At 34.0% G+C, this 22,089-nt stretch carries 15 protein-coding genes and 1 pseudogene; 7 read left to right on the plus strand and 9 right to left on the minus strand.

What is annotated here, in order from left to right:
• Positions 1 to 39: 39 nt before the first annotated feature.
• Together ADIWIN_RS13665 and ADIWIN_RS13670 are read right to left on the minus strand one after the other, a co-directional pair.
• Positions 40 to 2,331 carry a TonB-dependent receptor family protein gene (locus tag ADIWIN_RS13665; RefSeq protein ID WP_020896731.1) on the minus strand — a complete coding sequence of 764 codons (2,292 nt, stop codon included), beginning with the start codon at positions 2,329 to 2,331 and terminating at the stop codon, positions 40 to 42.
• 41 nt (positions 2,332 to 2,372) lie between these two features.
• Positions 2,373 to 3,668, minus strand: a complete 1,296-nt coding sequence (locus ADIWIN_RS13670) for a PQQ-dependent sugar dehydrogenase (RefSeq protein WP_040757421.1) — start codon at positions 3,666 to 3,668, stop codon at positions 2,373 to 2,375.
• 254 nt (positions 3,669 to 3,922) lie between these two features.
• On the opposite strand from ADIWIN_RS13670, the gene ADIWIN_RS13675 reads away from it, so the two are divergent.
• Positions 3,923 to 5,059, plus strand: a complete 1,137-nt coding sequence (locus tag ADIWIN_RS13675; RefSeq protein WP_020896733.1) for a M23 family metallopeptidase — start codon at positions 3,923 to 3,925, stop codon at positions 5,057 to 5,059.
• Between the two features lie 47 nt (positions 5,060 to 5,106).
• Here the strand turns inward: ADIWIN_RS13675 and ADIWIN_RS13680 are convergent, their stop codons facing one another.
• The 5 genes from ADIWIN_RS13680 to ADIWIN_RS13700 all read right to left on the minus strand — a co-directional run bounded on the left by ADIWIN_RS13680 (position 5,107) and on the right by ADIWIN_RS13700 (position 12,440).
• Entirely contained in the window at positions 5,107 to 5,697 is a 591-nt protein-coding gene (locus tag ADIWIN_RS13680; protein ID WP_020896734.1) for an SET domain-containing protein, read from the minus strand.
• Between the two features lie 157 nt (positions 5,698 to 5,854).
• Positions 5,855 to 6,226: a VOC family protein gene (locus ADIWIN_RS13685; RefSeq protein WP_020896735.1), complete on the minus strand. Its 372-nt coding sequence runs from the start codon at positions 6,224 to 6,226 to the stop codon at positions 5,855 to 5,857.
• 77 nt (positions 6,227 to 6,303) lie between these two features.
• Entirely contained in the window at positions 6,304 to 9,126 is a 2,823-nt protein-coding gene (locus ADIWIN_RS13690; protein ID WP_020896736.1) for a M16 family metallopeptidase, read from the minus strand.
• A 164-nt stretch (positions 9,127 to 9,290) separates the two neighbouring features.
• Positions 9,291 to 9,941 (minus strand): peroxiredoxin-like family protein, encoded by a 651-nt coding sequence (locus ADIWIN_RS13695; RefSeq protein WP_020896737.1) that lies wholly within the window; start codon positions 9,939 to 9,941, stop codon positions 9,291 to 9,293.
• Between the two features lie 15 nt (positions 9,942 to 9,956).
• Complete coding sequence (locus ADIWIN_RS13700) at positions 9,957 to 12,440, minus strand: M14 metallopeptidase family protein (protein ID WP_020896738.1); 2,484 nt, start codon at positions 12,438 to 12,440, stop codon at positions 9,957 to 9,959.
• 114 nt (positions 12,441 to 12,554) lie between these two features.
• Here ADIWIN_RS13700 and bshC point away from each other — a divergent pair, with 114 nt between their 5' ends.
• The 6 genes and pseudogenes from bshC to ADIWIN_RS13730 all read left to right on the plus strand — a co-directional run bounded on the left by bshC (position 12,555) and on the right by ADIWIN_RS13730 (position 20,089).
• Entirely contained in the window at positions 12,555 to 14,162 is a 1,608-nt protein-coding gene (gene bshC / locus ADIWIN_RS13705) for a bacillithiol biosynthesis cysteine-adding enzyme BshC (protein WP_020896739.1), read from the plus strand.
• A 3-nt stretch (positions 14,163 to 14,165) separates the two neighbouring features.
• Positions 14,166 to 15,536 (plus strand): pyridoxal phosphate-dependent decarboxylase family protein, encoded by a 1,371-nt coding sequence (locus tag ADIWIN_RS13710; protein ID WP_020896740.1) that lies wholly within the window; start codon positions 14,166 to 14,168, stop codon positions 15,534 to 15,536.
• A gap of 149 nt (positions 15,537 to 15,685) precedes the next feature.
• A pseudogene (gene guaA / locus ADIWIN_RS13715) lies at positions 15,686 to 17,220 on the plus strand (glutamine-hydrolyzing GMP synthase).
• A gap of 57 nt (positions 17,221 to 17,277) precedes the next feature.
• On the plus strand, positions 17,278 to 19,185 hold the full coding sequence (locus tag ADIWIN_RS13720) for a LysM peptidoglycan-binding domain-containing protein (RefSeq protein WP_020896743.1): 1,908 nt from the start codon (positions 17,278 to 17,280) through the stop codon (positions 19,183 to 19,185).
• 100 nt (positions 19,186 to 19,285) lie between these two features.
• Positions 19,286 to 19,825, plus strand: a complete 540-nt coding sequence (locus tag ADIWIN_RS13725; RefSeq protein WP_020896744.1) for a DUF922 domain-containing protein — start codon at positions 19,286 to 19,288, stop codon at positions 19,823 to 19,825.
• 36 nt (positions 19,826 to 19,861) lie between these two features.
• Positions 19,862 to 20,089, plus strand: coding sequence for a DUF3820 family protein (locus ADIWIN_RS13730; RefSeq protein WP_020896745.1), 228 nt, complete (start codon positions 19,862 to 19,864; stop codon positions 20,087 to 20,089).
• A gap of 76 nt (positions 20,090 to 20,165) precedes the next feature.
• Here the strand turns inward: ADIWIN_RS13730 and ADIWIN_RS13735 are convergent, their stop codons facing one another.
• On the minus strand, positions 20,166 to 21,086 hold the full coding sequence (locus ADIWIN_RS13735; protein ID WP_040757378.1) for a YeiH family protein: 921 nt from the start codon (positions 21,084 to 21,086) through the stop codon (positions 20,166 to 20,168).
• A 76-nt stretch (positions 21,087 to 21,162) separates the two neighbouring features.
• The gene (locus ADIWIN_RS13740; RefSeq protein WP_020896747.1) at positions 21,163 to 22,047 is read right to left on the minus strand and encodes a LysR substrate-binding domain-containing protein; all 885 of its coding nucleotides are present in this window, start codon (positions 22,045 to 22,047) and stop codon (positions 21,163 to 21,165) included.
• Between the last annotated feature and the right edge of the window lie 42 nt (positions 22,048 to 22,089).

Genomic DNA, 22,089 nt, shown 5'->3' on the forward strand with positions numbered 1-22,089 from the left:
GATTTTGTGTTAATTGTGTTTTATTTCCATGCTTATAGGTCAAATAGAATATGCAATCTTAATGCCACTAAACCAATTTCTAGGCATTCCGGGATAATAATAACGTGGTTCTGAATTGCCAAATCCAACGGCATTAATTAATACGGATGATGCATACTGTTCATCTGTAAAATTATTAACACCTATATTAATTTCAATATCGAAGTCCTTCACAATAGAATTCTTGTAAGATAATTTGGTGTTGAAAACGGTATAAGCATCCGAAGATAAAGTGTTAGCATCGTTTAATGGCATCTCTCCGATATGGATAAAATTAGTGTTTAAGTTGAAGTTTTTAAAGCCTAACTGAAGACCTCCATTCATTTTAACCTTAGGAACACCAGTTAATTGATGGCCTGAGTAATCGTTTTGGTCATCAACGAAATCTATAAAACGATGGTCTGTAATTTCGGCACTAATGTAAGGTGAAAGTAAAAATCCATTTGTAAATTTCTGTGCATATGAAGCAGATAATTCAATACCTTTATGTTCTGTTTTACCAGCATTACGACCAATATATTGATCATCTCCGACGCGGTCTGCCACCAATAAATTATCAATATCTAATAAGTATGCAGTAAGCTGAAATCGCAGTTTTCTTTTAAATAAAAATAGTTCACTACCAACTTCATAATTAACACCTGTTTCAGGCCCTAGGTCTGGATTAATAACCCCTTCAGGCGTCAATGTTTCTTCAATAGAAGGATAGTTAAAGCCTCTACTGATATTTGCAAAAGCATTTATGTTTGATGTAAATTGGTATAAGACGTTCAAATTAGGTGCAATTATGGGATCAAAATCACGATCCGCATTTTTGTTATTTTCCCCGATATTAAAGTCATCTTTAAATTCGTAATTAGTGGTGTTGACATTAATACCTAATTGGGCTTTTAATTTTTTTGTAAAAGGTAATGTTACGGTAGCAAAGGCATTAAGGTTATTTCTGGTTTCTATATTATCACTAAGTAGTTCTCCTTCTAAACTGCCATTGTTGGCATTATTCTCGTAGAGATTTTCAATGGTTTTCCAATTATAGTCATCTTTATAAAGTTCTCCACCAAAACTAAGTTGAGCGGTTTGATTTATGAATTTAAAATCTTTGGCAAAGAGTGTTCTTATACCATAACCGTTGGTGTATTCGTCTAGAATATTAAAAGGTCGCGGTTCATAATGATCGAGATAGTTGTAAAAAATTGACGTTGTATTACTAAAATGATCCGAAAAGCGATGGGTATAATTAAGTCCTATTAAGACCTGTTTATTATCTTCAAAACCTTGGGCAGCATTCCATGTAAAAGCAGCTTGAGAAGGATCTTCATTGAATGCAGTTTCACCTATGGAACTCGGTATTTGTGCAAAATAATCAGTGAAGTTGATTAAAACTCCGATGTCATTCTTAGCGTTAAATTTGTAATTTGAAGTCAGCAAAACGGCTTTTCGATTATAATTACTGTTGTCACGAAATCCGTCTAATTTTAAATGGTCATAATTCAAGTTTATGGCTAATTTTTCATTTGCAGTAGCGACAGATATATTGTTTTTAATCAGTCCAAAACGCCCAACAGTAAGATTGCTCTTTATAAAGGTTTCTCCTACTGAAGCTTGTGTTGAATTAAGTAATAAAGTACCTCCCAAATTGGTGCCGTATTGAGTGGCTTTTGGCCCTTTTACAATTTCTAAACTACCAATATCTTCAGGGTCAAAAGCATCAATGGCTGTTTCGCCAATACCATTTGTAATGGGTATGCCGTTGAAATACGCGCGTATTTTATTTGTACCATAAAGTGTTCGAGAGCCTACACCTCTAATCACAATTCTGTTGGTGTTTAGGGCACCACTCTGAATATAAACTCCAGGTGTTTCGTTTAGAGCTGAAACCAAATCTACGGGACTATACTCGGCAAATTTTTGTGACGAAATTTTCGCTGTTGGAATTATAACCTGACTTTCCTTTTGATACGTTGAAGAGATGGTCACTTCCTCAAGATGTAAGGTGTCTTCTAAAATAGAAAGTTGAAAAACACTGTTGTTTTGAGTTAAGGTTACGGTCTTAATGTAATAATTAGGATGTTTTAATTCAACAGTTAATGGCAGCAGATAGGCTTTAGGTAAGGTAAAAACACCTTCTGCATTTGTTTTAGCAATGCTTTTATTATTTAAGAGTACGGCAACATCAGATATGGGGCTGTTTGAATAATCATTCACATGACCACTAATGTTTTGCGTGTATAGTGGATTAATAAGGGCGGTTAAAACAATAACCGCCAATAGTTTTAAAGGTGTAAATTTCATGTAGTAGGTTGTAATGGTTGGTTTCTTTTAGATACGCTATATTAATTATTGTAACTCACTTTCCAAATGGTATTCCCAGAATCATCATTAACTAATAGGTCTCCAGATGGTGTAACAGCGACACAAACAGGTCTTCCGTAAACATCAGTGTCACTTTCTTCACTTATAAATCCAGTTAAGAAATCTTGAGGTTTTCCTGTTGGTTTTCCGTTTTCAAAAGGTATAAAAACAACACGATATCCCGAAAGGACGGAACGGTTCCATGAACCATGCTGTCCAACAAAAATTCCATTTTTATATTTAGCCGGAAAATTGCCTTCATCATAGAACGTTAACCCTAATGATGCTGTATGCGGACCTACAGAAACATCAGGAACTATGGTTTTAGCGACTAGATCTGGTGCTTTACCTTCTAATCTCGGATCTTCAATAGCCCCAAAATAAGCATAAGGCCAACCGTAAAATCCACCTTCCTTAACGCTAGTGACATAATCTGGTACTAAATTATCTCCTAGTTTATCGCGCTCATTTACTGCGGTCCAAAGTTCACCATTAATAGGATTCCAATCCATACCGACAGGATTTCTAAGTCCACTTGCGTAAATTTTTTCATTCGCGCCGTTTAAATCGACTTCTAAGATATTAGCACGTCGAATTTCTTCATCCATGCCGTATTCTCCAACATTACTAGCAGAACCTACTGAAATATAAATTTTATCTTGTGCTTTGTTAGTAATAATATTTCGGGTCCAATGATTGTTATAACCACCAGCAGGAAGGTTCACTATCTTTTCACCTTGTGAAGGATCTAAAGCTGTTTGTCCTGTTTTATAAGGGTACTTATAGAGTCCATCTGTATTAGCAACATAGAAATGGTTGTCAATTATAAGCATTCCTAAAGGTTGTTTTAAATCGTCTAGAAAGGTTTCTCTAAGTTCAATGGTGCCATCATTATTTTTATCTCGTAGAACGGTAATAAGACCTGCGCTATCTTTGGTATTAGCTTCGCAAACAAATAAATCTCCGTTTGGTGCGATGTAGGTCCAACGTGGATTTTTAAACCCGTCCGCCAATTTGGTCACCGTAAATCCCTTAGGAGCTACTGGTATTTTGCCTTCTGGCCAATCGACTAAGCTATTTTCTTTTCTCACGGATTCTGTTGTGTAGGGTTTAGGTAGAATCAATTCGCCTATAGTGGTCTGTACTGTATCTGCAGATTCTTCAGATATCGCTTCTTTTTCATCATCAGATACGGTCATTTTTTTCTCTCTTTCAGATTTACAGGATAACATGGAAATCATAAGAACTATAATCAAGAAGGTATTTTTCGTTTTCATAATCGTTATTTTTGGTTTGTTCAAAATTAAAGTTTTTGTTGTTTTTCTTTGACTCATTTAAAATTCGAATGAACTCAAATAGAGATATAACATATGGTTAACATTGATTATTAGCACTGTAATTAGCAGTTTTAAATCAAAGGCTGTTACTACTGAAGTGTTAATTTGTAAATTAAAATTTGATATTGTTCTTATAATGATATGATGTTCATAGCTATATTTTAGACTTTCTATAACACTTTTTGGTATAATTTATGGTTATTATTAAGTATGAAATTGAACCTTATTTCCGTATTCTTTTTTTAATTTTAGCATCTTGTAAACAAGTGCAGGACGTTGCTGATGTTATTACAAAACCTTCTGCACGAGTAATTTTTGAACGTGATTTTAAAAATAACGATAGTATTTTTCAACGTTATGAATTAGCCTATCGCAATGCCAAGCGCAATAATCTTGAATTGGAATTACCGTTAGTATTACAATCAAAATCGGATACGTCGGATTTTAAAATTTTAGCCTATACTTTGAATTTACAGCGCGGTGAACGTTTTAAAATTGAATCGGATCGTGATGCCGACAGTTTGCAGCTAGCGATTGATGTGTTTTCATTTAAAAATGATTCGGTAGTTGAAGAAAAGCCAATGCTTTCGAATGCATCGAGCTTAAATCGTCTAGAATTTGATGTGACTAAAACGGGTCGATATAAAATAGTAATACTTCCAAATCGAAAGCGACAGCGCAATTTTGGACTGAAGCTTTTTACAGAACCGACTTTAGCATTTCCCGTTAGTGGAAAAGGTAATAAAGCGATTCAAAGTTTTTGGGGAGCCACGCGAAGTGGAGGTCGTCGTTCACATGAAGGTATTGATGTTTTTGCGAAAAGAGGTACGCCTGTGGTTGCCGCAACCAACGGCTTTATTTCAAATACAGGAAATCGTGGCTTGGGAGGTAAACAAGTATGGTTGCGTGATGGACTTTTTGGTCAATCGCTTTATTATGCGCATTTAGATAGTATTGCGGTTTCTGGTGGTGAACGTGTTCAGGTTGGTGATACTTTAGGGTTTGTTGGTAATACAGGAAATGCTAAAACCACAAGTCCGCACTTGCATTTTGGGATTTACACGAGTGGTGGAGCTGTGAATCCTTTGCCGTTTGTAAAACAGGCTGATCCCATTGAAATTGTGAGCTTTCCATTAGCTTTGAATGGTGAAACACGTCTTAAAAAAAATGAATTGAGAGTGGGCGCCCATGTGAGGTCTACAAAACTTCAAGATATAGCCGCTAAAACACCACTTAAAATTCTAGGTAAAACAGACCGTTGGTTTCATGTTCGCTTGAATGATACCTTACAGGGTTTTATGCATGAGTCCTTGGTTGAAGAAAAGGAATAAAGAGACTTCATCATTGTTATCGGGTTTCAATAGTTTGAATGAGCCATTTATTTTCTTTCTGGGTAATAATTTTTTAAAATAGAATCCATTTCCTCCTCTCCTTTAGCGATACGATTAATTTTTAACCATAAATCATTTTTTATTAAGGGTTGTAAAGGCTGTTCGTTATCTAAAATTTTATTGAAAACGGACTTAATTTGAAGATCCCAAATGTTATGGTAATTAATCAAATCATCAGGAAATACTACTTTTCTTTCTGTGCCTTCATCAAAAGCTTCAAAGGGTTCCGAAATATTTAAATAACCGTAATCGTCTGTTAGTTGTTCACCCGGGAGGATGTCTCTAATTGCAATTTCAAAGTCGTAAGCTGTAGTGAGACAATTAGAATAAAAACTATGATTAACAAACCGTCCATTATCCCAACAAAGAATAAAGTTTCCCTTATTATTTCGATAAGAATAGGTGTCTAAAATAGTTTTATAGATGGGATCCATGGCGTTGAACATTTCGGGTGTAAATTCGCGATCTAACTGATCTAAAGCCCAAGTTATGGTTCCTGCTGGTATAAATTCAGTGGCAACAACTCCATAGCCAATCTCTTGACTAATAAATTTTAATTCTGTTTTTGGGTGAATCATATCGTTTTAAATTAAGTTTATTCTTAATTAAAAATAATACTTTTTTCGATTCAAAAATAAGTCGTTTGAAAATTATTATTGACCTTAATTTGTATTCAGAATTCTCTTGAGTATGCGAGAACTGAACCAAGTGTTAAGAATATAAGTGCACTATTTTTTATATATGTTGATCTATTAAAATAGCATTACCATCGGAATCTAAAACTACAAAACTTGCTGGTCCGGAAGTCGCTTCATCAGCTTCGTTCTCTAATTTAATAGTATTATTTTTTAAATGTTTTTGAATGTCTCGTACATCATCAAAAGTTTTAAGTGTTTTGGCGTCTTGATCCCAACCAGGATTAAAGGTGAGCATATTATTTTCAAACATACCTTGAAACAAACCCACAAGTGTTGATTCGTTTTTCATAATAAGATAGTTCTGTTCTAAATCACCACCAAAAACAGAAAATCCTAAGGTTTCATAAAAAGCTTTTGAAGCGTTAATATCTTTAACGGCTAGACTAATTGAAAAGGCTCCTAGTTTCATGGTTTATTCTTTTTTGTAATACTAAAAGGTATTGAATGTTTGAATTTTCAATACCTTAAAATATAAACGTTACTACTTTAATTCAACAACACAGCATCACCAAATCCTAATCCGTTTAATTTACTTAATTGTGTTTCGGCATCACCAACAATTACATAAATCATTTGGTTTGGTTTTATATATTTTTCAACAAGTGTTTTAATGTCGTCTACGCTTAAATCTTTTACAATAGATTGGCGTTGTTTGGCATAATCGTCTGCATAACCATAGTTACTAATATTACTCAGCATGTTTAATTTAGAACCTAAAGTTTCAAACGCACGAGCACTACTTTTTAAGGTGAATCCTTTCGTGATTTCTAAATCGGCTTCACTATAATTGGGACCGTAATTTTCTAAAATCTCTTTAACCAAAGCTGCAGATTCATAAGTAACGTTCGTACGAACAGAACTGTTTATTGAGAATTCTCCTGTGTTAGCGTCACCATCATATCCAGATCTAATTCCATAAGTATAGCCTTTAGCTTCACGTAATTCTTGTGTTAATTGCGAAGCAAAACTACCACCTCCTAATCGGTAATTCATTACAGCAGCAGCATAGTAATCTTTATCAGTAGCTTTTAAAGACGGATACCCAAATGCGATAACCGATTGTTTAGCTCCGGGTACATCATAGAAAAACACTTTAGATGTTTCTGGTGTTATAGCTTGTGGTAATTCTGGAATGACAACCTCTTTAGATTCCCAAGTTGTATTGATGGTTTCTAAAGCTGCGATAACATCGTTTTTTGAAATGGAACCGACAACGTGTACATTCGTGAGTTTCGGAGTTAATTTAGTCGTATAGAAATTTTGTAAATCTGAAATCGTAATCGCATTTACGGAGGCTTCTGTACCATTATTGTTATACGCTAAAATGTTGTTTTCGCCATATAATTGCTTTGCAAATTCATTAGCAGCAATACTATTTGGATTTGCTTTTTGGCGTTGAATGCCGCTAATCGTACTTTGTTTTAATAAGTTGAACTCTTCTTCATCCCAACGTGGTTCTAAAAGAATTTCGGTCACTAAAGCCATTGTCGCATCAAAATGTTTTGCTAAGGTCGTTCCAGAAATAGTGACTTTATTATCGGTGGCATAGCTGTAAATTTGAGCTCCTAAACTCTCAATGGCATTTTCTAAAGCTTCAGGTGTTTTGTTTTTTGTGCCTTTGCTCATTAAATTGGCCATAAGGTTGGATACTCCAACTTTATCTGTTTGTTCTAATAGTAAGCCTCCTTTTATTTCCAATTCAAATTCTACTAATGGCACTTCGTTATTTTCAATACCAAAAACTTTGATTCCAGAATCTAAGTTGTGTTTCCACACTTTAGGAATTACTAAATCTGGACTTTTTCCATATTCTGGTTCTACAGATCTATCAAAACTGCTTGGCGTTTTTTCGTATTCTGCCGCTAGGCTTGCATCAAAAGTATCTTCTGCACCTTCAACTATTTGCTCTTCTTCTACAACGGCCTGCTGAGAATTATCTAAAACTAAGTTCATTTGTCCTTTTGGAACAAAGCTCGTAGCAATAAAATTCTGATCCTTAATGTATGTGTTGTAAACACGCATCACATCTTCTGGAGTGACGGCTAAAATATGTTGCACATCTTGATTGATAAAACCAGGATCACCTGCAAAAATTTCATATTGTGCTAATTGAAACCCTTTGCCTAAAACACTAGATAATCCTTTGTAGAATGACGTTTCTTGTCCGGCTTTTATACGGTTTAAATCCGTTTCAGAAATCCCATTCATTTCAAAATCTCTTAAACCTTCATTAATAGCACTAGCAACCGTATTTAAGTTGGTTTGATCGAATGCTGTAATACCTAACATTAATTGTCCGGCAATTTCAGAAGAACTTTGATACATGCCGACATTACTTGTTAACTGTTGGTTTTCAACTAACACTTTATATAATGGTGCTTTTTTACCTTCAGTTAAGTATTGCGATAGTACGCTTAGTGCATAGGTGTCTGGATGATATTCATAAACGGTTGGCCACGTCATTGTTAATCGCGGTGCACGTGCAAAATTGTCTTCATAAAATAAGCGTTTAGACGATTTTAGTGTCACTGGTTGCTTTTCCATTTTAGGAATATCTTCTCCTCGTGGAATTTCATCAAAATACTTTTTAACCCATTCTTTCGTTTGCGCTACATCTATATCTCCAGCAATGGTTAAAGTCACGTTATTTGGAACATACCAACGTTTGTAAAATTCTTTAACATCGTCTAACGTTGCATTTTGCAAATCTTCTAAGGACCCAATGACTTCCCAACTATATGGATGGCCTTCAGGGTATAGATTACTATTTATTACACTAGAATTAAAACCATAAGGTTGGTTGTCTACACGCTGACGTTTTTCGTTTTTAACCACTTGTTTTTCTTTAGCCAAAACAGGTTCGGTAACTGTATTAATAAAATACCCCAATTTATCGGCTTCTGCCCAAATCATTTTCTCTAGAGCATCTTTTGGTACAGTTTGAAAGTAATTGGTACGATCTTGACTTGTAGAACCATTAGCGCCAGAACCTCCAATACGAGCACTCATTTGGTCTAAACCACCTTTGCCTAAGTTTTCAGATTCTAAGAATAATAAATGTTCAAATAAATGTGCAAAACCAGTTCTGCCTGTTTTTTCACGTGCCGATCCTACATGCGCTGTTAATGCTACAGCTGCTACTGGGTCTGATTTATCGACGTGAAGAATGACTTGTAAGCCATTGTCTAAAGTGAATTTTTCGTACTCGACTTTAAATTCTGGAGTCGTTTCTTTGGTGTTGTTTTCTTTACAAGACGTTATTGTAAAAAGCACTAAAAAGACTAAAAGTATTGATTTGATGTGTTTCATAATTATGTATTTGAGTGATGATGATTTATGTTATAACAGGTTGAATGCGATCTGAAAATTTTTGAAACTTATATAATAGTTTTTCTGTCTTTTGAAAGCTGTATCTGACTTTTTAGCACTAATGATAATTTATAAATAATACTATGAATTATAGCATTCGTTTATTAACTCAGATCTTTAAGCACTTCAATAATGTCATCTGGTTCAGAACGTGTTCTGTAGTCCACATTGACATAGTTCCATATTACTCTGCCGTCAATTCCTATAATAAACGTAGCCGGAATTGGTAAAACACTAGCATTGCCATTATTGATTTTTTTAAGATCGAGTTGTCTATCTACGCGCATGTGATCCAATAAAAATTCAGGAACTTCCCAAGCCACACCATATTGTGAAGCGACTTTTGCATCTTGATCAGACAACACTGTAAATTCCATAGTGTTTATTTCGTTTGCTGTCATGGATTCATCTGGCACCTCTGGACTAATCGCAACTAAAGTAGCACCTAAAGCATGGATGTCGGCTAATTTTGCTTGTAGTGCTCTTAGTTGTAAATTACAGTAAGGACACCAACTACCGCGATAAAATGTAACAATTACTGGTCCTTTTTCTAGTAAATTAGATAATGAAATTAATTCTCCTTGTGGATTTGGTAATTTAAAATCTACTGCTTTTTCTCCTATTTTAAGAGCATTAGATCCTTGTTCGAAAGCTTTTGCTTTATCAATGGCTTCATCAACTCCTTTCATAAAGTCAGGTTTTGCTTTTCTTCCAGCAGCAATCTTAGCGTCAGTTTGTTCTTTTAACGTTTTCATTAATTGTATTTAAAACTATAATTCGTATGCATTATTATTCACAAAGAAAATAGAGTTCACTAAAAACAGTTTTCCATTTTCCCAGAAACTTCTAAAAAGGGTATTATCTACCATGTAAATAAAACTACCATTGCCCATATGTTCTTCACCAAATACTAAGGTTTGATCTAAACTTTTCAATGCATTTTGTCCTGCAAAACCAGAATACACTTTAGTGTTATTTAAGTAAGCTACATTGTAACCACTATCTAATAAACTATACGCCGTACTGCCTAATTTTAGTGTGAAGTAATTGTCGTCATAACCAAAAGCCATAGGATGTGTATTATCTACTTTTGCATTAAAAATAGCTCCCGTAATTAAGTTGTTACTGTATTCGCGTTCGCGATCTGCATAAGCGGTTAGGTTGTCTTTCTTTTCAACGTCATCTTCTTGTTTTTTATAATTTAGGCTAAAACCATCTTTACCAGCAAAGCTTCGCAGTGCTCCATCAATAGCAATCACTTTACCTCCAGTACGTACCCAGACTTTAAGTTTAGTCATGTTGTCATCGGTAAATACTTTTCTGTAATTACCATTCGGAAGAATTAACACATGGTACTTGTCTAAATTTATGCTTCCAAAATCATCTGTATTGATTGAGGTTAAAGGGTAGTGCAATTGCTGCTCAAAAAAATGCCAAACTTCACCATAACTTAAAGACGATGTACCCTCTCCAGAAAGTACAGCCACCTTTTGATTATTCACCAATTTAATGTCTGGTGAGCCAATATCTGGTGTTGTTTGTGAAAACCCTGAATTAATTTGCGTTAAGTGTTGTGCCTGTTCTTGAACAATCGTATTTAAGGTTTCTAGGAAATTTTTAATGTGTTTATTGTCTCCTTTAGTAATGATTAATGAACCACGTTCAAATTTATTGTTATTTGATGTGAATGGTTTTTCGGTAAAACGAACTTTGAAATTATGTTTCAATAGCGCTGCTAAAAACTGAGCATCATCCATAGAATTCCATTTGCTAACATAGCCGTAAGTATCGGTTAACGTTTGCAGTTCTTTTTTACTTAAAAGTGTTTCACTCGGAATTTTGGTAGTGCTCGCCATTGCTTCTAATCCGTATGCATAAGGAAGTGACCAAGCGGTGATATCGTAAGTTAAGGAATCCGAAAGTTTAGCATTAGGTTCAAATAAAGCTTTTACCATTTTACCTTTGGGTTGATTGGCATGTACAACTAAAGCCTTACTGTCAATATTTAGAGAGCCTTGTTTTCCGGTAGCATAATTCATGCCCGAAACTTTAGACGCTGTAGCGTTTTCGAACGTGATATGGTGTTTGTTTAAAAGTGTTTTTAAGCTATTCAATTTATCTTCATTCCCTTTTAAAACGTAACTTTTATATTTTAAGTTGGAATTGTCAAAGAATTTAGCAAACTCAGTATTTAGTTGTTTAGCATTTTTTGAAGCCATTTCAACGGTTGAAAGTCCAGAGGTTGTATGATGCGTTAAACGCTCAACTAAAGTTAAAACGTGGCCTTCATCATTAAAGATGCCTAATCCTGCCATACCATGTCCACCTTGCTCGTAAGTCATTCCCATAGCTCCCATAAAAGTGGGGTAGGTATCACCATAACTCGGATAGAACAAATCGAAACGTTCTCTGGTAAAAAACAACCAACCTTCAGCATCAAAATATTTAGCGTGATTTTTTCCAATTTCAGTTTGAAAATCACGTTGCCAATCCGTGATCACTTCATGAAATGGTTCTGCCGCAGGTGCAAAATAATACGGTTCATTAATGCCTTGTTCATGAAAATCGACATGCACATGAGGCATCCACTTATTATACACTTCTAAACGTTGTTGTGTTTCTACTTGTGATGCCCAAACCCAGTCTCTGTTTAAATCAAAAAGATAATGATTTGGTCGTCCTCCTGGCCAAGGTTCATTGTGCTCACTGGCTTGTCTGTCTATATCATAAGGCTGACTTGCGGTTTCATTATACCAATTGATATAACGATCACGACCATCAGGATTCACTGAAGGATCAATAATTACAACCGTGTTTTTAAGCCACTCTTGTTTTTCAGTAAGCAATTTAAATAAAGTAAGCATTGCCGCTTCTGAGCTTGATGCTTCGTTACCATGGACGTTGTAACTTAACCACACAATGGCAATGTCATCTGCCGAAGACTCTCCGTTTAATAATCCAATATTTTTTAAATTATTTTCTCGAATTGTTTCAAGATTTTCAATGTTTTCTTCGCTAGAAATATAAGCTAAATAAAGACCTCTTCGTTCGTTTGTTTTACCGTAGGTTTTTAATTTTACTTGGTTTGGAACTTGCTTTTCAACCGTTTTAAAGTAATCGATAACTTGATGATTTCGACTGAATTGTGTGCCAATTTCATAGCCTAAAAAGTCACTTGGAGATGAAATGGTTTGGGCAATTAATGAAAGTTGAAAACAGAAAAGAACAAGAAGAGAAGTAACTAATTTTTGCATTGAAGTTGGTTTTATTTTGATGCTAGTAAATATACGTAGCATAAGTGAATTAACTAAAAATTAGGAATTAAAATAATGAAGAGCCTTATATTTATGCCATAATTTGAGATTTGTATGCCAACCGATTATATCCCATTTAGAGAAACTAATTATTTCTCAGACTTTATCTGTAATTATTTAGACCAAAAACCGGAATTAAACGACTTTTATAATCGTTTTCCGTTGTTAGAAAATTTTGAAGCTCAGATAGAAGAGAAGCAATCAAATATTGATGATCACTTTGCCGAGAATCGACAGGTGTTAGTAAACACTTTAACCTCGCAATATGAAAATATTGAAACCTCAGATGAAACGGCTGAGAATATCCAAAGCTTAGCTTCTAAAAACACGTTTACAATTACTACAGGTCACCAGTTGAATCTGTTTACAGGACCACTTTATTTCTTGTATAAAATTATTTCAACCATAAATTTAACCAAGCAGTTAAAAGAAACCTATCCAAAATACAATTTTGTGCCAGTCTATTGGATGGCGTCAGAAGATCATGATTTTGAGGAAATAAATTATTTCAATTTTAAAGGGAAAAAAATACAATGGAATTCTGAACAAACCGGCGCTGTTGGTCATTTTGAGACTAAAGGGTTAGATGAGGTATTTGAAGTGATTTCTTTAGAATTTGGAGCAGGAAAAAACGCAGAACAATTAAAAACGTGGTTTAAGGAAGGGTATCTCAATCACAATAATTTAGCGGATGGGACTCGTTATTTGGCAAACGCGTTATTTGGAGAACACGGTTTAGTTATTTTAGATGCAGATGATAGCGAATTAAAACGTTTGTTTATTCCGCAGATGCAAAAAGAAATGTTAGAGCAAACGGCATTTAAAACCGTTTCTGAAACCAATAAGAAGTTAGAAGATTTAGAATTAAAGATTCAGGTAAATCCTAGAGAAATCAACCTCTTTTATATTAAAGAAGGTGTACGAGAACGTATTATAGAAAGTGATGGAGTGTATTCAGTACTCGATACTGATCTTACATGGAGCGAGAGTGAGCTACTAGAACACCTCGATGAGGAGCCGGAGCGATTTTCACCCAACGTCATTATGCGTCCCTTATATCAAGAAGTCATTTTACCAAACTTGTGTTACATTGGTGGAGGTGGAGAAATGATTTATTGGTTACAATTAAAGTCTAATTTTGAAGCTCAGAAGGTGACATTCCCGATGTTGTTATTAAGAAATTCAGCTTTAGTAACATCTAAAAAACAAGCAGAAAAACTTGAAAATTTAAATATTTCAAACAAAGATTTATTTTTAGATAGGCATTCGTTCATTAATAAAAAAGTTCGAAAAATTTCGAATATAGATATTGATTTTTCAGAGCAAATTCAACATTTAGAATCACAATTTAAAGGCCTTTATGATTTGGCAGATCAAACCGATAAATCTTTTGTTGGTGCTGTAAAATCGCAAGAGGTCAAACAAATAAAAGGATTAAAACAATTAGAAAAGCGATTGTTATTAGCTCAGAAACGCAAATTAGCTGATCAAATAGAACGTTGTACAGAGCTACAAGAGCAATTGTTTCCTGGTCAAAGTTTACAAGAACGAAATACAAACTTTTCTGAATTGTATTTAGAATATGGGAACGAATTAATTCCTGAAATACTAAAAGCCTTAGAACCTTTAAAAGGCGAATTTTTAATTCTCAATTTAGAATAATTCATGCATAAAATTGATATTGAACTTGTTGAAATGACCTTAGATGTTATGAAATATGTCATAGGACGAGTTTCAGCAACAGAACATAAAATCGGAAAACCAAGAAAATCTGAAGAATTAAAAGCAGCTGTAGGAGAAACTATAACGGAAAAAGGAGTCGGAGGAGAGTATGCTTTTAACTTATGGAAAGAACATTTAGCAACTGCAAATGTGCCTGTAGATCATCCTCGTAATTTAGCGTTTGTACCAGCGTCACCAACCAAAGCAGCCATTATGTTCGATTTAATTACGTCGGCATCGAGTATCCACGGTGCTTATTGGATGGAAGGTGCAGGAGGTATATTTTGCGAAAATGAAGCTATGAAGTGGATGGTGTCTTTAACAGGTTTACCCGAAGGAGCATTTGGAGTGTTTACGAGTGGAGGTACAGCAGCTAATTTATCAGCCATTGTTACAGCAAGAGAACATTGGAGAGAAAATCCAGAATATCAGCGCGAAAAAGGATTAATTATTACGTCTATTGGAGCGCATTCATCTGTAAAAGCCATGGCAAAAGTTGCTGATGTAGATATTGTGATGGTCGATTCTGAAGAGCACTTAACAGGAGATGCACTTAAGGAAGCTATTGCTACTTTAACAGCACACCAACGTAAATGTTTATTCGCTGTTGTAGCTACAGGAGGAACAACCAATGCAGGAATTATTGATGATTTAGAAAGTGTTTCAAAAGTATGCGAAGATGAAAATCTATGGTTTCATGTTGATGCTGCTTATGGAGGAGGTGCTTTAGTTGCCGATTCTGTTCGTCATTTATTTAATGGAATTGAAAAAGCAGATAGCATTACTATAGATCCACATAAATGGATGTTTTCGCCTTACGATTGTGGAGCTGTGATTTATAGAAATATGGAATTGGCAAAAAATGCCCATTCACAACAAGGTTCGTATCTCGAAATATTTAAAGATGAAGGTGCACATGGATTTAATCCAACCGATTATCAAATTCAATTAACAAGACGCGTTAGGGGATTACCATTATGGTTTTCACTAGCAACCCACGGAACAGATCGTTACAAGGAAGCGGTTGAGCGTGGTTTAGAATTAGCACAAATTGCAGGACGACTCATAGAAGCACATCCCAATTTAGAATTGGTGCGAGAGCCAAGTCTGTCTTGTGTACTCTACCGAAGAATAGGTTGGCAACCCGAAGATTATACACATTGGACCTATGAAAATCACGAAAAAGGTTTTGCATTAGTCACACCAACCAAATGGAAAAATGGAGATACTTATGAAACTTGTTCACGTTTTTGTTTTATCAATCCAGATACTACAGAACGCGATATTGAGATGATTTTAGAGTCGATGGTTTAGGTTAAATAGTTGGTTGCTTTACTGTTTTACTAACCAAATTACGCTGTTCTTTTTTTGATGGTTAAAAAGTACGTTTCACTTGTTAAAAAGTTAATACAAAAAATGATGATTGATAAATAGTAATTCCGAAAACCTTACTATTTTTGCGCATGCAACACAACAAAGTCCTAATATTAGATTTCGGATCGCAATACACACAACTTATTGCGCGCCGCGTTAGAGAATTAAACATCTACTGCGAAATTCATCCTTACAATAAAATTCCTTCAGATTCAGAGAGCTTTAAAGCGGTTATTTTATCTGGTAGCCCAAATTCTGTGAGAGGAGAAGCTGTGCTTCATCCTGACTTAGAAGGCATCAGAGGAAAAAACCAATGCTAGCCGTTTGTTATGGTGCCCAATATTTAGCCCATTTTTCAGGTGGTGAAGTAGCGGAATCCAATACAAGAGAATACGGAAGAGCAAATTTAGCTTTTATTAAACCTGACGAGGATTTCTTCGAGAACATACACGAAGGTAGCCAAGTATGGATGAGCCATAGCGATACAATTAAGCAATTACCAACAGGGGGAGTGCTTTTAGCAAGTACAAGCGACGTTGAGAATGCGGCTTATAAAATTGAAGGTGAACAAACATATGCCATTCAATTTCATCCTGAAGTTTACCATTCTACGGATGGTCATCAACTTTTAAACAATTTCTTAATTAAGATTGCTAAGGTTGAACAAGATTGGACACCACAATCTTTTGTTGAAGAAACCGTTGATAGTCTTAAGGCACAATTAGGAAATGATAAAGTGGTTCTTGGTTTATCAGGTGGAGTAGATTCGTCTGTCGCTGCTATGTTGTTGCATAAAGCTATTGGTAAAAACCTCTATTGCATATTTGTAAATAACGGTTTGTTACGTAAAAATGAATTCGTAGATGTATTAAAGCAATACGAAGGCATGGGACTTAATGTAAAAGGGGTAGATGCTTCGGCACGCTTTTTGGATGCTTTAAAAGGGTTGAGTGATCCTGAGCTTAAAAGAAAAGCAATTGGATCCGCATTTATTGATGTTTTTGATGTTGAGGCGAATTTAATTCAAGATGTAAAATGGTTGGCTCAAGGCACTATTTATCCAGATGTGATAGAAAGTGTATCGGCAACAGGAGGACCAAGTGCAACTATAAAAAGTCATCATAATGTTGGTGGATTGCCAGATTATATGAAGTTAAAAATTGTAGAGCCATTAAGAGCTTTATTTAAGGATGAAGTTAGACGCGTTGGAGCTTCTATGAATATGGATAAGCAATTATTGGGTCGTCATCCATTTCCTGGTCCAGGTTTGGCAATTCGGATTCTTGGAGATCTAACCGCAGAGAAAGTACGTATATTACAAGAGGTTGATGCTATTTTTATTAATAACCTACGTTCTTGGAATTTATACGACAAAGTATGGCAAGCAGGAGCAATGTTATTACCTGTGAATAGTGTGGGAGTCATGGGAGACGAACGTACTTATGAAAAATGTGTCGCATTAAGAGCTGTTGAAAGTACAGACGGAATGACTGCTGATTGGGTGAATTTACCGTATGAGTTTTTACAAAAAACATCAAACGAAATTATAAATAAAGTGAAAGGTGTGAATAGAGTTGTTTACGATATCAGTTCAAAACCACCTGCGACTATTGAGTGGGAATAAAAATAAGAACTGATTGCTAATTATAATCAAAGTGCAGTTTATAGTAAAATAGAATTCATGAAAAATATCTTAACCATCATTTTAATTGCTTTTACAATTGGTCTAAGTGCTCAAGACTACATTGAGCATACTGTTAAGCCAGGTGAAACAGTTGAAAGTATAGCCAAGGGTTATTTAGTGACTCCGTTTGATATTTATGCACTAAATCCGGATGCTAAACGTAAGTTTCAGCCTAATACAGTTTTAATTATTCCGAACTCTAAAGTTAAGAATAATGCTATTGTAGAAGATAGTAGAGAACTTATTGGTTATAAAAATCATAAAGTAAAACGTAAAGAAACCTTATACGGATTAACAAAAGAATACAATGTTTCTGAAGAAGAAATAAAAAAAGCAAACCGTTTTTTGTATTCTGAAAATCTTAAAAAAGGCGATAAAATTAGAATACCAAAATACAGAACGGTAGTATCTAAGCAAACATTAAATAATACAGTAAAAAAATATACGGTTCAAGCTAAGGAAGGGAAGTGGAGAATTGCTTACAAATTTGGGATTTCTGTCTTAGAGTTAGAAGCTTTGAATCCATTTATGAAAGAAACCATTCAGCCAGGTGACGAGCTAAACGTACCTAATATTGAAGATAAAGAAGAAAAACAGGTAGAATCGACTTTTGGGTATTATGAAGTGTTACCTAAAGAAGGTTTTTTTAGATTAAAAGTAAAATTAAATTTAACTCAAGAACAGCTAGAAAAATTAAACCCTGAATTAAAAGAGACAGGTCTAAAAGCAGGAATGGTATTAAAAGTACCAGCAGGTGTTGATACGTCTAGCAGTTTAGAAACTGTTGAAACCACAAACTTAAAAGGCAACTTAACCAACTTTAAGACAAAAAAAATAGCCTTAATGTTGCCGTATCGTCTCGATAGAATTGATGTAGATGCAGTTGAAGAAACCAAAGAGAAGATAAAAGAAGATAAACGATTAGCTGTTGTTCTAGATTTTCATATTGGTGTTATGATGGCTTTAGATTCTGCCAAACAATTAGGAATTTCCACAGATTTAAAGGTGTTTGATACACGTTACCATATTTCAAAAACAGCTGAGATTTTAGCTGACAATGATTTTTCCGATTATGATGCTGTGATTGGTCCAATGGAAGAAAATAGTTTTAATCGTGTCGCAATGACATTAAAAGCTGATAATGTTCCTGTTATTGCTGCTATGAATAAGCCAAAACAAGTTTATAATAATGTATTTCAGACTTTGCCAGAAGATAAGTTGTTGAGTAAGACAATGATAGATTTTGTAAAAGCGGATAGTTTAAAGACTAAAGTGGTTATTATTTCAGATCATGCACATAGAACGAGTAGTGAAGCTTTACAAAAACAATTTCCAAACTCTAAATTGATCTTAACGCAAAAGGATAAAAAAGATAAGACAAAAGATGCGTATTATATTTACCATGCTAATTTACAAAATGTATTTTCGGCAGGTAAAACGATCGTGTTTTTAGAAACTGAAAATACATCTTTAGCTTCTAGTGTTATTAGTATGCTTAATGGTTTTGCAGTAAATAAAACTGAAATTGTATTAGCAACCCTAAACAAAGGAAAGGCATTTGAAGGTAAGGATATAGACAACAATAATTTGTCTCACCTTAAGTTTCATTATCCATCTGTACATAAAGATTTTGACGAAACGAAATCAAATGGTTTTGTTGATGGATACCGTAAAGAATATGGAGTATCACCTAGCAAATATGTAGCGCGTGGATTCGACATTACTTTAGATCTTTTAATGCGTTTGGCCTCTGCTGAAAATTTATATGAAGCGGCAATAGATTCAATTGAAACGGAGTATATTGAAAATAAATTCAGATACAATAAAGCTCTAATGGGTGGTTATGTTAATGAGGCTGTCTATATTGTAAAGTACGATGATCTCAGAATCGTAAAGGCTGAGTAAGTCTTTAGAAAAGGTCTTTAATAGTGATTTCCTAGTCTTATGGCGTATTTAGTATTCTAATATCGGAAAAGATTTTACATTTAATTCGAAATAATTACTCTTGAAAAATCTACTTATAATTATAACCCTACTTTTACTAGGAAGCACTTCTAATGAAGAATCTGTAACTTGGAATGAAAGAACTAAACTAACTTGGGCCGACTTTAAAGCGCCACCAAGTTTAGAGTCTAATGCTGTTGCTGTTACCGCTTCGGGTATTACTTTTGGGTATGCTGTAAAAACATCTGGTGAAAGAATCGTTGATTTTTCTACCACTGTAGAAGCGCACTTTTATCCCAATAAATCTTGGTATATAAAAGAAAAAGGGAATGGTCATATTTTAGCTCATGAGCAGTTACATTTCGATATAACGGAACTTTATGCACGTCAATTTAGAGCGCAAATAATAAAGTTGATTGTTAACCAAAATGTAAAAGAACAGATGAGTAGGTTGCATGCTAAAATTAATGAAGCCGTAAGTGAAACTCAAAAACTTTACGACGAGCAAACCAACCATTCTATGAATACTGCCATGCAAGAAGAATGGGAAAAAACAATTCAAATTGAACTTAAGAAATTTGAAGACTATAAGTCGCAATAATTTAGTGGCTTTTATCTAAACTAAAATTTAATTAAAATGGAATTAGACGGCACAGTTTTAATTGAATTGGCGCATTACAAAATGCCTTTTGGCAAATACAAAAATCAATACTTAATAGATGTTCCAGAACATTATTACATCTGGTATCAACAAAAAGGATTTCCTGAAGGAAAACTTGGTCGTATGATGGCACAAATGTGCGAAATAAAAATCAATGGCTTAGAAGAGTTGATTTATACAATTCGTAGAGATTTTAAAAAGTAGATATATGGATTCTTTGTATAAAGCAATGATCAGTTTTAGTTTTAGCAATTAATTTTATGAGGATTTTATATTGAGTCTAGTTTAAAATATAGACCAATGAAAATATGGAAACAAATACCCATAACGTTAGCGCCAAAAAAAGAGGCTTTAATCCTGTAGATTTTAAGTCTTTTATTGAAATGGATGCACCTACAAGAAACAATGTTATTATTAATAATCTTTTAGACATTGATACCATAAGCTGAGTCGTTGATTCTGGTAAAATATGAAAGCTATTAATAACAATAGCTGCAATAAATAAAAGAATAAAATAAGGGACTTTAAGTTTTTCTCCTTTCGTTTTAAAAAGAAACATTGAGAAAATTGACAAGGGAATAATCCACAACGTTCTAGATAATTTTACTGTGGTAGCTATTCGTAAAGCTTCTTCTCCATAACCTAACGTCGCCCCAACCACAGAACTTGTGTCGTGTATGGCTACAGCACACCATAATCCAAATTGTTCTTGTGATAAGTTTAGGTAATGACCAATAGCAGGAAATACAAATAAAGCAATAGAGTTTAATAGAAATACGATGCCTAAGGCAATACTTATTGTTTTGTTTTTGGCTTTAATAACTGGTGAAATTGCGGCGATGGCGCTTCCGCCACAAATTGCAGTGCCAGAAGTAATAAGATGTCCTAATTTTAAATCTAATTTTAGAAGTCTTGTTAGTAATAAACCTACTGCTACTGTTAAAAATATAGAGAATATGGTTAAACTTAAACCGTCTTTACTTGTTTCAATAGTTTCTTTAATAAACATTCCAAAACCTAATCCGACAACCGAAATTTTTAGAAAAAAATGAATGGCTTTGTGACTATATGCCTTAAACGGATTTTTGAAAATAAGCGTATAAATAAAACCCAGAATTAATGCTGTTGGGCTGTTTATAAATCCTAAAAGTATAATTGCTATTATAAGGAGGTAAATTGTTTTTGAGAAAATAGCTTTCATATCATTTGTTAGTATTTGATACAAAAGTAATATGCTTAAATAACTTTTAAGCAAAGTAATTAGTTCTTTGAGATAACTAAAAGTTATGGTTTAGTCGAATAAATTTTTTGAAATATTCAAAAGAATTAGAAATATATCCAGTTCTTTTTACAAAATAAAACCACCTTTCAATACTTAAATTTTTTATGTCTATGATTTTAAGTTTGTTATTTATTAAGTCATCAGAAATAGAATTGATGGACAGCAGTGCGTAATGGTCGGAATGATATAAATAATTTTTAATAGCTTCAGTACTATTGAAAGATACAACAGAATTAAGTTTTGTAATTTTATGATTCATTAAAAAGGTGTCTATTATTACTTTTGTACCTGAGCCTTTTTCACGTTCTACCATGGGAATGGTTTGTAGGGTTTTAATATCTATACTTCCTTTTTGAAACGTATTATTCTTAACATTTGTTACCAAGACAATTTCATCCTTAATAAACTTTTCAAATTGTAATTTTGGGTTCGAAGTACTTCCTTCTGTAATTCCAAAATCTATGTCTTCATTTAGAATTAAGCTTTCTATGTTTTCAGAATTATTACTTATGATGTTAAATCTTGTCTCAGGATATTGTACTCTAAATTTTGCAATTATTTTAGGAATAATATAATTGGATAAAGTGGTGCTTATACCAAAGTTGATGACCTCTGGAAAGGCATCTTTTTTATGAAGAAATTTCTCGTCCATATCAGCATAAATAGCCAATATTTTATTCGTGTAGATAAGAAATGATTTTCCTTCTGTTGTTAATTCTATTGAATTCCGCTTTCTAATAAATAATGTGGTCTTATAATCTTGCTCTAAATTTTTAATGGCTTTTGATATGGCGGGCTGTGAGAGATATAATTGTTCGGCAGCTTTTGTGAAATTTAAATGTTTTGCAACAGTTTTAAAAATATGTAATTTGGTTTTCATTAGCTTGTGTACAGTGACTCATTTATATAAAACGTTTTACTA

This window comes from Winogradskyella psychrotolerans RS-3 (genome assembly GCF_000427335.1).
Taxonomy (GTDB): domain Bacteria; phylum Bacteroidota; class Bacteroidia; order Flavobacteriales; family Flavobacteriaceae; genus Winogradskyella; species Winogradskyella psychrotolerans.

Excerpts from the sequence above, each read along its gene's own strand:
- ADIWIN_RS13665 (WP_020896731.1), bottom strand. The coding sequence starts at position 2,331 with ATGAAATTTACACCTTTAAAACTATTGGCGGTTATTGTTTTAACCGCC.
- ADIWIN_RS13670 (WP_040757421.1), bottom strand. The coding sequence starts at position 3,668 with ATGAAAACGAAAAATACCTTCTTGATTATAGTTCTTATGATTTCCATG.
- ADIWIN_RS13675 (WP_020896733.1), top strand. The coding sequence starts at position 3,923 with ATGGTTATTATTAAGTATGAAATTGAACCTTATTTCCGTATTCTTTTT.
- ADIWIN_RS13680 (WP_020896734.1), bottom strand. The coding sequence starts at position 5,697 with ATGATTCACCCAAAAACAGAATTAAAATTTATTAGTCAAGAGATTGGC.
- ADIWIN_RS13685 (WP_020896735.1), bottom strand. The coding sequence starts at position 6,226 with ATGAAACTAGGAGCCTTTTCAATTAGTCTAGCCGTTAAAGATATTAAC.
- ADIWIN_RS13690 (WP_020896736.1), bottom strand. The coding sequence starts at position 9,126 with ATGAAACACATCAAATCAATACTTTTAGTCTTTTTAGTGCTTTTTACA.
- ADIWIN_RS13695 (WP_020896737.1), bottom strand. The coding sequence starts at position 9,941 with ATGAAAACGTTAAAAGAACAAACTGACGCTAAGATTGCTGCTGGAAGA.
- ADIWIN_RS13700 (WP_020896738.1), bottom strand. The coding sequence starts at position 12,440 with ATGCAAAAATTAGTTACTTCTCTTCTTGTTCTTTTCTGTTTTCAACTT.
- bshC (WP_020896739.1), top strand. The coding sequence starts at position 12,555 with ATGCCAACCGATTATATCCCATTTAGAGAAACTAATTATTTCTCAGAC.
- ADIWIN_RS13710 (WP_020896740.1), top strand. The coding sequence starts at position 14,166 with ATGCATAAAATTGATATTGAACTTGTTGAAATGACCTTAGATGTTATG.
- ADIWIN_RS13720 (WP_020896743.1), top strand. The coding sequence starts at position 17,278 with ATGAAAAATATCTTAACCATCATTTTAATTGCTTTTACAATTGGTCTA.
- ADIWIN_RS13730 (WP_020896745.1), top strand. The coding sequence starts at position 19,862 with ATGGAATTAGACGGCACAGTTTTAATTGAATTGGCGCATTACAAAATG.
- ADIWIN_RS13735 (WP_040757378.1), bottom strand. The coding sequence starts at position 21,086 with ATGAAAGCTATTTTCTCAAAAACAATTTACCTCCTTATAATAGCAATT.
- ADIWIN_RS13740 (WP_020896747.1), bottom strand. The coding sequence starts at position 22,047 with ATGAAAACCAAATTACATATTTTTAAAACTGTTGCAAAACATTTAAAT.